The following is a 13,777-nucleotide window of genomic DNA, read 5'->3' on the forward strand; positions in this document are numbered from 1 at the left end:
TCATTTCTTTTGACCGCAAAAGAGGCGGATAAAAATCCGCCTAACGTGTTAATAAAATTTCCGGTTTCAGGATTATTTCGTACCGAAAATTTTATCTCCTGCATCACCTAAACCCGGAATGATATAACCGTTTTCGTTTAAGTGATCATCAATTGCCGCGGTGTATAATTCAATGTCCGGATGCGCTTTTTCTAATGCAGCAAGACCTTCCGGTGCGGCAACTAATACTAAGACTTTAATGTGTTTACACCCTTTTTGTTTGAGCAAATCGATGGTTGCAATCATGGAACCACCGGTTGCTAGCATTGGGTCAACAACGATAGCTAAACGTTCATCTAAATCGCTGGCTAATTTTTGGAAATAAGGTACCGGCTCAAGGGTTTCTTCATTACGGTACATACCGACAACGCTGATACGCGCACTTGGAACGTGCTCTAACACACCGTCCATCATGCCAAGGCCTGCACGTAGAATCGGTACAACAGTGACTTTTTTACCTTTGATTTGGTCAATCTCAACCGGACCGCACCAACCGTCAATAATGACTTTTTCCGTTTCTAAATCGGATGTCGCTTCATAAGTTAATAGACTTCCGACTTCTGTTGCCAATTCACGGAATTTTTTCGTGTTAATTTCTGCTGCGCGCATTAAACCCAATTTGTGTTTCACTAAAGGGTGTTTGACTTCAACTAATTTCATTTTTATCTCCTTAATATTAGACGGTTCGCCGCGAAAAAATAAATCGCGGAATAATATATCAAAGCCTGTTGCTTCTCAAATTTAGCTCAAAAATAATGCCTATGACATCATAGGCATTACGCTTGATTATTGCTCTTGGTTAATAAATGAGTCGTTTATCTCAATTTTCGCTTTAGTGCGTAGTGCATTTAATAAACTGTTTTGTAAGCTCACTTGAGAGAGTTGCTCAATTTGCACGGCAAATTGCTTTTGCTCTTGTTCGGTTAATTTGCCATCAACCACTTTATCTAATGCAATGATAACGACATCACCATTTGCATTGCTAGCGGCTTTATAGGTAGTTTTACCTTCTTCCGGCTTCGCCATAGAAAATACCGTATTGTTTAACACAGGATCTTTATTTTCGGCAAAGACCCAAGTTTGTTCTGCACCAAATTTTACGCCTTCAACAGACTTGCCTTCAGATAAATTTTGGACAATTTGTTCTGCTTGAGCTAATACGACTGCTTCTGCTTTTTGATGTTTTAAATGTGCGGTAATGTCAGCTTTGGCTTCATCTAATGTTTTGATGCTTTGAGGTTTATGATCAAGCACACGAACGACGACAGAATGTTGTTCACCCACGTTCATCGGTTCAGAGTTGCTACCGCCTTGGGAAAGATCAGAATCGAAAACCGCAGAAACGACATTAGGATAATTCAGTTCAGCAGGAATATCATCACGAGAAAAATATGCCGTTTCTTGTACTTTAACACCGCCTACTTCTGCAGCCGCATTCAATGAAGAAGGATCTTCAAATGCTTTTTCTGCAACACGTTTTTCAACGGAATAAAATTGTGTATTGACTAAGTTTTGACGGATTTGTGCCGCGATCTGCGCTTTTACGCTTTCTAATGGTTGTAACTGTGGCTCTTTGCGTTCTTCCACCAAAATAATATGGTAGTGATTGTCAAGATTTACCGGTTGGCTATATTGACCAACAGCTAAGGCATTTGCAGCATCTTCAAAAACTTTTGGAAATTCACCCGCACTTACCCAGCTTAAATCCCCACCGCGCTCTGCACTGGTTGGATCAATCGAGTGATTTTTTGCCAAATCTGCAAAATTAGCGCCATTTTGTAGCTGTTGATATAAATCTTGTGCTTGCTGTTCTGTTTTTACTTGAATATGGGCTAAGCGTTGTTGTCCTTGGGTCGTGAATTGAGGTTTATTATCTTGATAATATTGTGCAATTTCTACATCAGTAATGTTGATATTGTTCTCCATCGCCGCGCCGGATAAGTCGAGGTATTGTACTTTTACGGTTTCCGGAATCGTAAACTCAGCTTTGTGTGCATCATAGTAAGCTTGAATTTCTTCATCGCTAACTTCTTGTTTGGCAATTTCATTAGCTAAAGATAAATTTGCTAAACGAATTTGACGGCTTTGGAAGAAAAGTTTTGCTAATTTTTCTTGTTGAGCAGGGACGATAAAGGTAGTAGTGCCTAAACCGCTTTGTAATTGTTCTAGGCGTAATGCTTCGCGAACATAACCGGCATAAGTTTCAGCAGAAATGCCATTATTTTGTAGTGTTTGTTGATATAGCGTATTGTCAAATTTGCCATTATTTTGGAAAGTCTGCGTGGTGACGATTTCTTGTTTAATACGTGCATCGCTAACACCTAATTTAAGTTCGTTAGCGTATTGGCGTAGTAGTTCTTGATCAATTAAAGAAGCAAGTACTTGACGTTTAAGATTGGCCACTTGTGCAGGTGAATCGATTTCTTGAGGCGTTAAATTACGTGATGCAATATTGTATTGATTTTGAAACGCTTGTTGTGAAATTTCTTCTCCGTTCACTTTTGCTGCTGAGTTATCCACTCGGGTATAAAGATAACCCGCCATCGAGCTGATAACAAATGTGACAGTAATAAAACCAAAAAGAAACTTGGAAGCCCAGTTAGTTGAGGCCCCGTGTAGTTTTTCCATTACCATGAAACGTATCCTATAAAAATAAAGCAAAAATTTGCACGATTATAATCTAAAGCGCCTTTACACGCACTAGCAAAATAAAAAAAGCCAAATTATTCGACGATAATTTGGCTTTTAAAAAATGTTTAATTAATTGACCGCACTTGGAGAAATACTTTTCTTACGACGACTGCTTTTCACCGCAGAAATCGGTTCAAGTTTGACAAACTCAACACCGCTTGGCGGATTTTCCAATGCAATAGTTAACACTTCATCGATGGTTTCTACCGCGTGAATGTTCAAATCACGTTTGGCGTTTTCCGGAATCTCTTCCAAATCTTTCACATTATCTTTTGGAATAATCACCGTTTTAATGCCACCACGGTGGGCTGCCAGTAATTTTTCTTTTAAACCGCCAATTGGCAATACTTTGCCGCGCAGGCTGATTTCACCCGTCATCGCGACTTCCGATTTCACCGGATTACCGGTTAAGCAGGATACCAATGCGGTGCACATGGCAATCCCTGCGCTCGGGCCGTCTTTTGGTGTCGCACCGTCCGGAACGTGAATATGAATATCGCGTTTTTCGTGGAATTCCGGATTAATACCTAATTTATCTGCACGAGCGCGTACGACAGTCATTGCCGCTTGAATGGATTCTTTCATCACATCCCCCAAGGAGCCTGTGTAACTGAGTTTACCTTTCCCTAGTACTGAGGCGGTTTCAATCGTCAGTAAATCGCCGCCGACTTCCGTCCATGCCAAACCAGTGACTTCGCCAACACGATTTTGCGTACCTGCACGACCAAATTCAAAGCGTTTCACGCCAAGATAATCGTGTAGATTTTTCGCCGTCACTTTGATGGATTTTAATTTCTTATCTAACAGTAACGTTTTTACGGCTTTACGGCAGATTTTTGAAATTTCACGTTCTAAATTACGCACACCGGCTTCACGAGTGTAATAGCGGATAATATCCACAATCGCGCTGTCATCAATGGTTAATTCTCCGGTTTTTAGCCCGTTGCGCTCCATTTGTTTGTTGATCAAATGGCGCGTGGCGATATTCAGTTTTTCATCTTCCGTATAACCGGATAAACGAATCACTTCCATACGATCTAATAATGGCGTTGGAATGTGCATGGAGTTTGAGGTTGCCACAAACATGACATCGGATAAATCGTAGTCCACTTCCAAATAATGATCGTTGAAATGGGCGTTTTGTTCCGGATCCAATACCTCTAATAAAGCAGAAGCCGGATCGCCACGCATATCAGAAGACATTTTGTCGATTTCATCTAACAAAAAGAGCGGGTTTTTTACACCAACTTTGGCCATTTTTTGAATCAATTTGCCCGGCAAGGAACCAATATAGGTTTTACGGTGACCACGAATTTCTGCTTCATCACGCACGCCGCCTAATGCCATACGCACATATTTACGCCCTGTTGCATTGGCAATAGATTGTCCTAAAGAGGTTTTACCGACACCAGGAGGGCCTACCAAGCAAAGAATTGGCCCTTTTAATTGATTTAAACGGGTTTGCACGGCAAGGTATTCCAAAATACGCTCTTTCACGCGCTCCAAACCATAGTGATCGGCATCTAAAATGTCTTGTGCTTTAGCGAGATCTTTTTTCACTTTGGTGCGTTTATGCCAAGGCACTTGAATCATCCAGTCAATATAACTGCGCACAACAGTGGCTTCAGCCGACATTGGCGACATCATTTTCAGTTTTTGCAATTCAGCTTCGGCTTTTTCACGTGCTTCCAAAGGCATTCTTGCCTCTTCAATTTTTTGACGAAGCTGTTCAATTTCACTTATCGCATTTTCTTCTTCGCCAAGTTCTTTTTGAATGGCTTTAATTTGTTCGTTTAAGTAATAATCGCGCTGACTTTTTTCCATTTGTTTTTTCACGCGACTACGAATGCGTTTTTCCACCTGTAATAGATCCGCTTCGGACTGCATTAAACCCAGCAAATACTCAAAACGTTCCACTACATTGGTCATTTCTAATACGGTTTGTTTTTGGGCAACGGAAACCGGTAAATGGGAGGCTAAGGTGTCACTTAATTGTTCCAAATTTTCAATTTGTTGAAGTGCGGAAAGAATATCCGGCTGTACTTTCTTGTTCAAATTCACATAGTTTTGGAATTCATCTAAGGCGGCTTTGTGAACAACTTGTAATTCTTTTTTATTACCAAGCGTGCTATTAAGCGGCTCTACCTGTGCTTGAAAATGTTCACCGGAATCTTCAATTTGATGAATTTTGGCACGCTGTTGTCCTTCCACTAACACTTTCACGGTGCCATCAGGAAGTTTGAGCAATTGGATAATATTGGCAATGGTACCGACATCATATAAATCGTCAATGGACGGTTCTTCTAATTCTGCCTGTTTTTGCGAAACCAATAACAACTGTTTGCCATTATTCATGGCATCATCAAGGCTGCTAATGGATCTTGGTCTGCCTACAAATAACGGCATGACCATAAAAGGAAACACGACGACATCGCGCAATGGCAATACCGGTATGGTTTGTAATTCTGATTTTTTTGCTCTCATCATGTACTCTCTTATCTAAATTCCGCTGATTTCGCCTAATATTGGGGTGGATTCCGTAAATTCAAGCATCAAAAGGAGATGCCAACACATAAAAGTGCGGTGATTTTTTAACGTGTTTTTATTGTTGAAAATGTTGCTCAGTATAACTGAAATAGATTGGAACAAATAAAGATTAAAAAAGAAAATTCATTAAGAATGGCGGTGAGAGAGGGATTCGAACCCTCGATGCAGTTTCCCACATACACGCTTTCCAGGCGTGCTCCTTCAACCACTCGGACATCTCACCGTGATTAGGACGTGCGAACTATAAGGATTTCATTGAGCCTCGTCAAGTATTTTTGTGATTTGCCCCATCAGACGATAAAAATTTCGCCAATAATCAGGTAAAATAAGCATCCACTCATGGTTATTCCATTCAATTTCTCATCTACGATTATGAATTATGTTAAAAAAATGGTTTCTTTCTAAAAATGTGTTTCTTGCGGTGAAACCTTTCAGTGCGTTGAAAGACAGCTTTCGCTCGGGTTATACCTCGCGTCATTTGGTTAAAGACATTATTGCCGGTTTGACTGTGGGGATTATTGCTATTCCGCTTTCCATGGCATTGGCGATTGCCAGTGGTGTGCCGCCGCAACACGGTCTATACACAGCGATTATTGCCGGGATGATTATTGCATTAACCGGCGGATCGCGTTTTAATATTTCTGGGCCTACCGCGGCGTTTGTGGTGATTTTATATCCTGTGACGCAACAATTCGGGCTAAGCGGCTTGTTGATGGCGACATTATTGTCGGGCATTATTTTAGTATTAATGGCGCTGTTCCGTTTAGGGCGACTAATTGAATATATCCCGTTGCCGGTGACACTCGGTTTTACATCGGGAATCGGTATTGTAATTGCCACGTTGCAAATTAAGGATTTTCTCGGTTTAAGCATTGAAAAAATACCTTCTCATTACCTTGAAAAAGTACAAGTTATTTTGACCGCATTTCCAAGTATCAGCTGGGCAGATACTGCGGTTGGCATTATCACACTCATCGTATTAACCCAATGGCATAAACTTCGTTTACCGATTCCGGGTCATTTACCGGCAGTCATTATTGCCACGTTGTTATCTTTAGGCTTAACTCATTTCGGTTTTTCTGTGGCGACGATCGGAACCGAATTCCAATACACGCTTTCTGATGGTAGCACCGGTTTTGGTATTCCAAATGTTTTGCCTGAATTTGTACTGCCGTGGAATATTCCCGATCTTCATGGCAACGTCATTGACTGGAATTTCGATACTATCCAACGCCTACTTCCAGCCGCTTTTTCCATGGCGGTTTTAGGTGCCATTGAATCTCTCTTATGTGCTGTTGTGTTAGATAACATGACGGATACTAAGCACCATTCCAATAACGAATTATTGGCGCAAGGTTTAGGCAACATCGCCTCCCCGTTCTTCGGTGGTATAACGGCCACTGCGGCAATTGCTCGTTCAGCCGTTAACGTTAAATCCGGTGCGGTGTCACCACTTTCCGGTGTGATGCATGCGCTATTAGTGTTGTTTGCCCTGTTATTTTTTGCGCCGGCGCTTTCTTATTTGCCGTTGTCGTCTATGGCAGCGTTATTGCTGGTGGTGGCCTGGCACATGGCGGACTTGCCACAAATTATTCAGTTAATTCGTCGCTCCGGACGTAATGAAATCACCGTGTTATTGGTTTGCTTGGTGTTGACCGTGTTATTCGATATGGTGATCGCCATTTCTGTGGGCGTATTGTTGGCAAGCTTGCTGTTTATTCGCACCATCGCTGAAATGACTAAATCCATCAGTATTGCTGTGCCGGAGGATTTGAACGATGTCTTAATTTATCGTATTAGTGGACCGCTCTTTTTCGCTGCAGCGGATAATTTGTTTGCTGATTTACATGATAAGACCGTACACACCGACCACGAAATTAAACACATTGTTTTACAATGTGATGCGGTGACGGTATTGGATACCGGAGGGATTCACGCACTTACGCGTTTTGTGCAACATATGCTTCCACATCAACAGCTTTATATGTGCAATATGCAGTTCCAACCGTTACGTACTATCGTGAAATCCGGTAGCTTGCCGGAAATTAAAAAAATTAATTTCACGGCGGATTTGGCGGAGGCGCTGAATAAAATTCGGGAGTTCGAAGGCATTGAAATTAAACACTAGCCGGATAATAAAAGATAAAAAAGGAGAGAGTATGTCTTTGACGTTAGCCCAAATTACCGAGCAACTTCGCGAACTTAAAGTCGTGCCGGTGATTGCCTTGGATCGAGCAGAAGATATTTTGCCACTGGCAGATACGTTAGCAAACAATGGTTTACCGGTAGCGGAAATTACATTTCGTTCGCCAGCCGCTGCGGAAGCCATCCGTTTACTGCGCCAACAACGACCTGATTTTTTGATTGCCGCAGGGACGGTATTAACCCCCGAGCAGGTCGTCGCCGCGAAAAACAGTGGTGCTGATTTTGTGGTCACACCGGGGTTTAATCCGAAAATTGTGCAATTATGCCAAGATTTAGACTTCCCGATCACGCCGGGAGTGAATAATCCGATGGCTATTGAAGCGGCATTAGACATGGGGATCGAAACCGTGAAATTCTTTCCGGCGGAGGCTTCGGGTGGAGTAAAAATGATCAAAGCCTTGTTGGGGCCTTATTCTCAGTTAGACATCATGCCTACAGGAGGTATTGGGTTCCAGAATATTAAGGAGTATTTGGCGATTCCAAATGTATTGGCATGTGGTGGTTCTTGGTTTGTTGAGAAGAATCTGATTAATGCGAAAAATTGGCAGGAAATTGGGCGATTAACGAAAGATGTTGTGGAATGGGTTAATTCCTAGTTAAAGGTAACAAAAAAGTGCGGTGGGTTTAAAAACAGGTTCAAAATCCACCGCACTTTTTTTATTTTATTTTTAGAACAACACGCGTGTGCGAATTGTGCCCTCAATATGACGCAATTTATCGATCAATAGTGCGGAATCGTCGGTTTCCACATCAATTACAACATAGCCGATTTTCGGATCGGTCTGTAAATATTGCGCAGCGATATTAACATTTGCCTCAACGAAAATTTGGTTGATTTTGGTCAAGATACCCGGGCGGTTTTCGTGAATGTGCAACAAGCGTTTGGAGCCTTCGTGTTCCGGTAGAGACACTTCCGGGAAGTTAACGGAAGATAAGGTTGAGCCGTTGTCGGAATATTTCACAAATTTACCGGCGACTTCAAATCCAATATTTTCTTGTGCTTCAGCGGTAGAACCACCGATGTGCGGCGTTAAGATCACATTATCGAATTTGCGTAACGGTGAAATAAATTCTTCGTTAATGGATGCCGGTTCTTCCGGGAATACGTCGATTGCCGCACCGCGTATTTTGCCTTCTTCTAATGCTTTGGCTAACGCGTCAATGTCCACAACGGTTCCGCGTGCCGCGTTAATCAGAATGGCGTCTTGTTTTAATTGGGCAATACGTTCTGCGCTGATTAAGTTGCGGGTAGATGGCAATTCAGGTACGTGCAGGGAAATGACATCGCAAGAACCGAGCAATTCTTCCAAGCTACGAACTTGTTTGGCGTTGCCAAGAGGCAGTTTGTTTTCAATGTCATAGAAGTGAACATCCATACCCATGGATTCAGCAATAATACTGAGTTGTGAACCGATATGGCCGTAACCCACGATCCCTAATTTTTTGCCTCGTACTTCGTGTGAACCCACCGCCGATTTATTCCATAAACCACGGTGCACATCGGCATTGGCTTGCGGAATGTTGCGCATTAATAATAGGATTTCACCTAACACTAATTCCGCCACAGAACGCGTATTGGAGAACGGTGCATTAAAGACTGGAATACCGCGTATTTTCGCTGCGTTCAAATCTACTTGGTTGGTGCCGATACAGAAACAGCCGATGGCGATCAATTTCGGTGCGGCTGCGATCATTTCTTCAGTTAAATGGGTGCGCGAACGTAAGCCGATAAAGTGGGCATCTTTGATGGCTTCTTTGAGTTCATCGCCGTCTAACGCTTTTTTGTAGTAATCAATGTTGGTGTAACCTGCGGCGTGCAAGGTGTCTAGAGTGCTTTGGTGAACTCCTTCCAACAACACAAATTTGATTTTATTTTTATCTAATGAAACTTTTGATGTCATATTTGTCTCCGATTATTTTTAAATGATTTTTGCACCTTCCGGTGTGCCGACAATCACGGTGTTTGCCGGGCGTAAAGCGAATACGCCGTTAGTAACGACGCCTGCAATGTTATTTAATTCTTTTTCCATTTCCACCGGATTCATAATAGCAAAATTATGTACGTCTAGAATGATGTTGCCGTTATCGGTCACGACGCCTTCGCGGTATTCCGGTGCGCCGCCAAGTGTGACTAATTTACGTGCCACCTGTGAACGCGCCATTGGGATGACTTCAATCGGTAATGGGAAGGTTGAGCCTAACACATCCACTTGTTTGCTGCTATCCACGATGCAGATGAAATTTTTTGCAAGTGCAGCCACAATTTTTTCACGGGTCAATGCCGCGCCGCCGCCTTTGATCATCATTTTTTGTGGATTGATTTCATCCGCGCCATCCACATAAATATCTAAACTGGAAACGTCATTCGTGCTGAAAACTTCAATACCTTGCTGGCGGAGGAGTTCTTCTGAATTTTTCGACGCTGCTACAGCGCCTTTAATTTGATCTTTTAGCGTTCCCAAGGCTTCGATAAAACAATTCACGGTCGAACCGCTACCCACGCCCACGATCATATCCGGCTTCACAAATTGCAAAGCCGCTTGCGCGGCGATTTTTTTCATTTCAAGTTGATTCATTTTTTCTCCTTACATCACAAAATTACGCGGTTAAATCGCGTAAACGATTGCGTTTACTTTAATCAGTTTCCTTGGCATAAACAAGTAGAGATACGTTATTCCGGCAAAAAGGCTTCTAATAGCTCGTTTAAAAACAGTTTTCCATGCTCGGTGACTTGCCAAGTGAGGTCGGTTTCCGTGATGAATTTTTGATCCAGCGCCCAAGCCATCGTCTTATCTACCGCACTTAATGACAAGCCGGTGAATTGTTCAAATTCACCTTTCGGCACGGCTTCCAACAAGCGAAAACGATTCATAAAGAATTCAAAAGGGCGATCTTCAGCGCTGACGTCCCGTTCTTCATATAAATATTCGCCACGCATGTAGCCTTTTGGGTGGTTGGTTTTGCTGTAACGCAAAATTTTCCCGTTTGGAAAACTGAGTTTGCCGTGTGCACCGCAACCAATGGCAAGATAATCGCCGAAGCGCCAATAATTTAAATTGTGTTGGCACTGAAAGCCCGGTTTGGCGTAGGCTGAAGTTTCATATTGTTGATAGCCCGCAGCCGTTAATAACTGATGGCCTTGCTCAAAAATATCCCACAACTCGTCGTCATCAGGCAATTTCGGTGGACGGTAGGCAAACATCGTATTCGGCTCGATGGTGAGCTGATACCAAGACAAATGCGGCGGTGCCAGTTCAATGGCTTGATGTAAATCATCTAAGGCTTCGTTTAATGTTTGGTTGGGTAAACCGTGCATTAAATCCAAATTAAAACTACGCAGAGAAGAAACACGGGCAAAACCTACCGCACTTTTCGCCTCGGCAGCATTATGAATGCGCCCGAGTTTTTGCAATTTTTCATCGGAAAAACTTTGAATGCCCATAGAAATACGATTGACGCCGGCTTGTACATAACCTAAAAAACGTTCGGCTTCAGCCGTACCAGGATTGGCTTCGAGGGTAATTTCAATATGAGGTGCAAAAGCAATGCGTTGCTCGATTTGATGTAATAAAAATGCGATATTTTCTGCGCTAAACAGGCTCGGTGTACCGCCACCGATAAAAATAGAATGTAATGGGCGCTGTTGCACGCTTTCCTGATAACGTGATAAATCCGCCGTTAAATCGGCAAGTAAATGACGCACATATTCCTGCTCGGGAATGGCGCCTTTTTGCGCATGCGAGTTGAAATCGCAATACGGGCATTTTTGCACACACCAGGGAATATGAATGTATAAACTCAGCGGTGGTAACCGCAACGGATTTAACGGCGGTGTTATCATTAGCGAACGACCACCGCGGTACCGCTTGCCACAATCATAAACATGCTTTTGGCATCGGAGGTGATGGTGGTGTAATTGACTTCTACGCCCACAACGGCATTAGCGCCTAATGCGTGGGCGTTTTTTTGCATTTCATCTAATGCTTCTTTGCGCGATTTGGTAATGCGCGATTCATACATGCCGGAGCGTCCACCGATAATGTCGGTAATGCCGGCAAAAAAGTCGCGGATAAAATTCGAACCGGCAACCACTTCGCCGAACACCAGTTGTTTATATTCGACAATTTGTTTGCCTTCGATGTGAGGCGTGGTGGTAATAATCATCTTTTACTTTTTAAAATTCATTGTGAAAACTGACCGCACTTTAGGCGCCCAATTTGGCTTTAAGTACGGCTAATGCACGGGCTCGGTGGGAAATTTTCTTTTTCTCGGCAGTTTCCAGTTCGGCAAAGGTACAACCTGTCTCCGGGCTGAAAAAGAGTGAGTCATAACCAAAGCCATTGTCGCCTTTTTCTTCAAAAGTAATGACACCGTGACATGCGCCTTGCGCAATAATCGGAGACGGATCGGTTGGGTGTTGTAATAAGACGATGGTGCTAACAAATTGCGCACTGCGGTGCTCGGTTGGCACATTCGCCAATTCCGCTAACAATTTTTCACGATTTTTCGCATCAGCCTGTTCACCATCTACGCCGGCATAACGTGCGGAATATAAGCCCGGCGCGCCGTTTAACGCGTCAACCACTAAGCCGGAATCGTCTGCAATCGCCGGTAAACCGGATTTTTCCGCTGCATAGCGGGCTTTTAAAATGGCGTTTTCTACGAAGGTCAGACCGGTTTCTTCCGGGCTGTCGATGCCTAAGTCGGTTTGGGCGATAACCTCAAAACCGAAATTGGCTAACACATCTGCCATTTCTCTGACTTTTCCCTGATTGCCGGTGGCTAAAATAATTTTTTGTTTCATGCTTGCTCTCTTACTTGTTTTGTGAAGTACGGTTGAAAAATGCCTCGTATTATAACGCACCCAATAAAAAAGACGAGGCGCATTGCCTCGTCTTACATAAAAACAAAGTAGAGGAGAGAGATTACAGTGCGATGCGATCGCGATTTTTTTCGAGCGTAGCTTTGCCGATGCCTTGCACTTCTAATAATTGCTCGATAGCACTAAACGCGCCGTGTTTTTCACGGTATTGCACAACGGCTTCCGCTTTTTTCGCCCCGATACCCACAAGCGCTTTTTGAATTTCAGCGGCGGAGGCGGTGTTGATGTTGACTTTCTGGCTAACGGTGGTCGTTGCGGCTGGTTGCTCTGTTTGCGCTGCTGGTTCTGCCGCCTTTTCTGCTGCCATGGCAGTGCCGGTAAACACCGTTCCTAACACGAACAGAGAAGCCAAAAGATGTTTCATTACTTTCATAGTGATTCCTTTTCAGACTAAAGTTAAATACACGTTGAATTAATCAACGGGCGTACTTTGCCGAAAATCGAAAAAATGCACGAGAAAACGACCGCACTTTTGGGAGCTTGATCGCAAAACAAAAAAAGTGAGGTAGAAATAGGGGCGGTTTTGTCTGAGGTGAGGATTTTGAACGCTATTTTATTTGTTAAAAAAACGTTGAGTTTTTGGCTGAAAAAGGTTAATTTTGCCCACCTTTTATACTGATATTTGGAAGAAAATCGTTTATTCGTAAGTCAATCGTTACTATTTTTACTTTATGGTGAAAGGTAGTGCTTAAACATCGTTGTTGATATATACGGCTAAATACCTTACGACATAAGCTTCAATACGTATTAATGAATAAAATGTTATGACAGATTTTATTGAAATCACGCCACAACAAGCGTGGGAAATGTTACAAAAGGATGAAAATGCCGTGTTGGCGGATGTGCGGGATTCTGCGCGCTTCAGTTATTCTCATGCTCAAGGTGCAGTGAATTTAACAGAACACACTTGGCCGGATTTTGAAGCGGAATATGACTACGATCAGCCGATTTTGGTGAGTTGCTATCATGGCGTGAGCAGTCGCAGTGTTGCCACGTTTTTACTGCAACGTGGCTATGAAAAGGTTTATAGTGTGCAGGGCGGATTCGCCGCTTGGGTGGACGCTAACTTACCGCTGGAAACGGCATATTAATTAAATCCAACGGCGATGATATAACCTAAAACGCCGTAAAATATGACCGCACTTAAGGCTAAACCTCGACGTGCAAAAGCCGGTTTACGTTGATGTAGTCGATAAAAAATCCGCGCTAGGATGACTAATGCCAATGGATAACACCAGAGAAAAATTGACATGACGCGGACTTGAATGTCGCTGAGGTGCGGATTATTCAATAAATGCGGTGAAACCAATTGTGCCAAAGGCCAAAGTAAAATAGGCAAACAAAAGAGAGCAATTGCCCAACTGAACGGGCTAAATCCCTGAGGCAAATTTGAATTTCTCATTTTTTCTCCGT

13 protein-coding genes and 1 tRNA gene are annotated in these 13,777 nt (G+C 42.9%); 3 read left to right on the forward strand and 11 right to left on the reverse strand.

Annotated features, from left to right (window positions below; genetic code table 11):
- Positions 1-72 precede the first annotated feature (72 nt).
- The 4 genes from upp to DK415_RS00225 all read right to left on the reverse strand — a co-directional run bounded on the left by upp (position 73) and on the right by DK415_RS00225 (position 5,500).
- Entirely contained in the window at positions 73-699 is a 627-nt protein-coding gene (gene upp, locus DK415_RS00210) for a uracil phosphoribosyltransferase (RefSeq protein ID WP_006719274.1), read from the reverse strand.
- Between the two features lie 126 nt (positions 700-825).
- A complete protein-coding gene (ppiD, locus tag DK415_RS00215; RefSeq protein ID WP_109431928.1) occupies positions 826-2,673 on the reverse strand; it encodes a peptidylprolyl isomerase in 1,848 nt (615 codons plus the stop codon).
- A 126-nt stretch (positions 2,674-2,799) separates the two neighbouring features.
- Positions 2,800-5,217 (reverse strand): endopeptidase La, encoded by a 2,418-nt coding sequence (gene lon, locus DK415_RS00220; RefSeq protein ID WP_109431929.1) that lies wholly within the window; start codon positions 5,215-5,217, stop codon positions 2,800-2,802.
- Between the two features lie 193 nt (positions 5,218-5,410).
- Positions 5,411-5,500: transfer RNA gene (locus DK415_RS00225), tRNA-Ser, on the reverse strand.
- A 156-nt stretch (positions 5,501-5,656) separates the two neighbouring features.
- On the opposite strand from DK415_RS00225, the gene dauA reads away from it, so the two are divergent.
- Together dauA and DK415_RS00235 are read left to right on the forward strand one after the other, a co-directional pair.
- Complete coding sequence (gene dauA, locus DK415_RS00230; protein ID WP_109431930.1) at positions 5,657-7,405, forward strand: C4-dicarboxylic acid transporter DauA; 1,749 nt, start codon at positions 5,657-5,659, stop codon at positions 7,403-7,405.
- A gap of 31 nt (positions 7,406-7,436) precedes the next feature.
- A complete protein-coding gene (locus DK415_RS00235; RefSeq protein WP_109431931.1) occupies positions 7,437-8,078 on the forward strand; it encodes a bifunctional 4-hydroxy-2-oxoglutarate aldolase/2-dehydro-3-deoxy-phosphogluconate aldolase in 642 nt (213 codons plus the stop codon).
- Between the two features lie 72 nt (positions 8,079-8,150).
- On the opposite strand, the gene serA is transcribed toward DK415_RS00235, so the two are convergent.
- The 6 genes from serA to DK415_RS00265 all read right to left on the reverse strand — a co-directional run bounded on the left by serA (position 8,151) and on the right by DK415_RS00265 (position 12,737).
- Positions 8,151-9,383 (reverse strand): phosphoglycerate dehydrogenase, encoded by a 1,233-nt coding sequence (gene serA, locus DK415_RS00240; RefSeq protein WP_109431932.1) that lies wholly within the window; start codon positions 9,381-9,383, stop codon positions 8,151-8,153.
- A gap of 18 nt (positions 9,384-9,401) precedes the next feature.
- Positions 9,402-10,058 carry a ribose-5-phosphate isomerase RpiA gene (rpiA, locus tag DK415_RS00245; RefSeq protein WP_109431933.1) on the reverse strand — a complete coding sequence of 219 codons (657 nt, stop codon included), beginning with the start codon at positions 10,056-10,058 and terminating at the stop codon, positions 9,402-9,404.
- 95 nt (positions 10,059-10,153) lie between these two features.
- Positions 10,154-11,323, reverse strand: a complete 1,170-nt coding sequence (gene hemW, locus DK415_RS00250; RefSeq protein ID WP_109431934.1) for a radical SAM family heme chaperone HemW — start codon at positions 11,321-11,323, stop codon at positions 10,154-10,156.
- The gene (locus DK415_RS00255; protein WP_109431935.1) at positions 11,323-11,646 is read right to left on the reverse strand and encodes a YbjQ family protein; all 324 of its coding nucleotides are present in this window, start codon (positions 11,644-11,646) and stop codon (positions 11,323-11,325) included. The genes hemW and DK415_RS00255 overlap by 1 nt, the downstream gene beginning before the upstream one ends.
- Before the next feature lie 40 nt (positions 11,647-11,686).
- Positions 11,687-12,286 carry an RdgB/HAM1 family non-canonical purine NTP pyrophosphatase gene (gene rdgB / locus DK415_RS00260; protein ID WP_109431936.1) on the reverse strand — a complete coding sequence of 200 codons (600 nt, stop codon included), beginning with the start codon at positions 12,284-12,286 and terminating at the stop codon, positions 11,687-11,689.
- 121 nt (positions 12,287-12,407) lie between these two features.
- Positions 12,408-12,737 carry a ComEA family DNA-binding protein gene (locus DK415_RS00265; protein ID WP_109431937.1) on the reverse strand — a complete coding sequence of 110 codons (330 nt, stop codon included), beginning with the start codon at positions 12,735-12,737 and terminating at the stop codon, positions 12,408-12,410.
- Positions 12,738-13,128: 391 nt separating this feature from the next.
- Here DK415_RS00265 and glpE point away from each other — a divergent pair, with 391 nt between their 5' ends.
- Positions 13,129-13,455, forward strand: coding sequence for a thiosulfate sulfurtransferase GlpE (gene glpE / locus DK415_RS00270; protein ID WP_109431938.1), 327 nt, complete (start codon positions 13,129-13,131; stop codon positions 13,453-13,455).
- Here the strand turns inward: glpE and DK415_RS00275 are convergent.
- The gene (locus DK415_RS00275; RefSeq protein WP_109128229.1) at positions 13,452-13,766 is read right to left on the reverse strand and encodes a DUF5389 domain-containing protein; all 315 of its coding nucleotides are present in this window, start codon (positions 13,764-13,766) and stop codon (positions 13,452-13,454) included. The genes glpE and DK415_RS00275 overlap by 4 nt on opposite strands.
- Positions 13,767-13,777 lie beyond the last annotated feature (11 nt).

This window comes from Aggregatibacter segnis (assembly GCF_003130075.1).
Classification (GTDB): Bacteria; Pseudomonadota; Gammaproteobacteria; order Enterobacterales; family Pasteurellaceae; genus Aggregatibacter; species Aggregatibacter segnis_A.

Coding starts and splice junctions, on each gene's coding strand:
- DK415_RS00235 (WP_109431931.1), top strand. CDS start 7,437: ATGTCTTTGACGTTAGCCCAAATTACCGAGCAACTTCGCGAACTTAAA.
- DK415_RS00275 (WP_109128229.1), bottom strand. CDS start 13,766: ATGAGAAATTCAAATTTGCCTCAGGGATTTAGCCCGTTCAGTTGGGCA.
- glpE (WP_109431938.1), top strand. CDS start 13,129: ATGACAGATTTTATTGAAATCACGCCACAACAAGCGTGGGAAATGTTA.
- hemW (WP_109431934.1), bottom strand. CDS start 11,323: ATGATAACACCGCCGTTAAATCCGTTGCGGTTACCACCGCTGAGTTTA.
- rdgB (WP_109431936.1), bottom strand. CDS start 12,286: ATGAAACAAAAAATTATTTTAGCCACCGGCAATCAGGGAAAAGTCAGA.
- DK415_RS00255 (WP_109431935.1), bottom strand. CDS start 11,646: ATGATTATTACCACCACGCCTCACATCGAAGGCAAACAAATTGTCGAA.
- DK415_RS00265 (WP_109431937.1), bottom strand. CDS start 12,737: ATGAAAGTAATGAAACATCTTTTGGCTTCTCTGTTCGTGTTAGGAACG.
- ppiD (WP_109431928.1), bottom strand. CDS start 2,673: ATGGTAATGGAAAAACTACACGGGGCCTCAACTAACTGGGCTTCCAAG.
- dauA (WP_109431930.1), top strand. CDS start 5,657: ATGTTAAAAAAATGGTTTCTTTCTAAAAATGTGTTTCTTGCGGTGAAA.
- rpiA (WP_109431933.1), bottom strand. CDS start 10,058: ATGAATCAACTTGAAATGAAAAAAATCGCCGCGCAAGCGGCTTTGCAA.
- lon (WP_109431929.1), bottom strand. CDS start 5,217: ATGATGAGAGCAAAAAAATCAGAATTACAAACCATACCGGTATTGCCA.
- upp (WP_006719274.1), bottom strand. CDS start 699: ATGAAATTAGTTGAAGTCAAACACCCTTTAGTGAAACACAAATTGGGT.
- serA (WP_109431932.1), bottom strand. CDS start 9,383: ATGACATCAAAAGTTTCATTAGATAAAAATAAAATCAAATTTGTGTTG.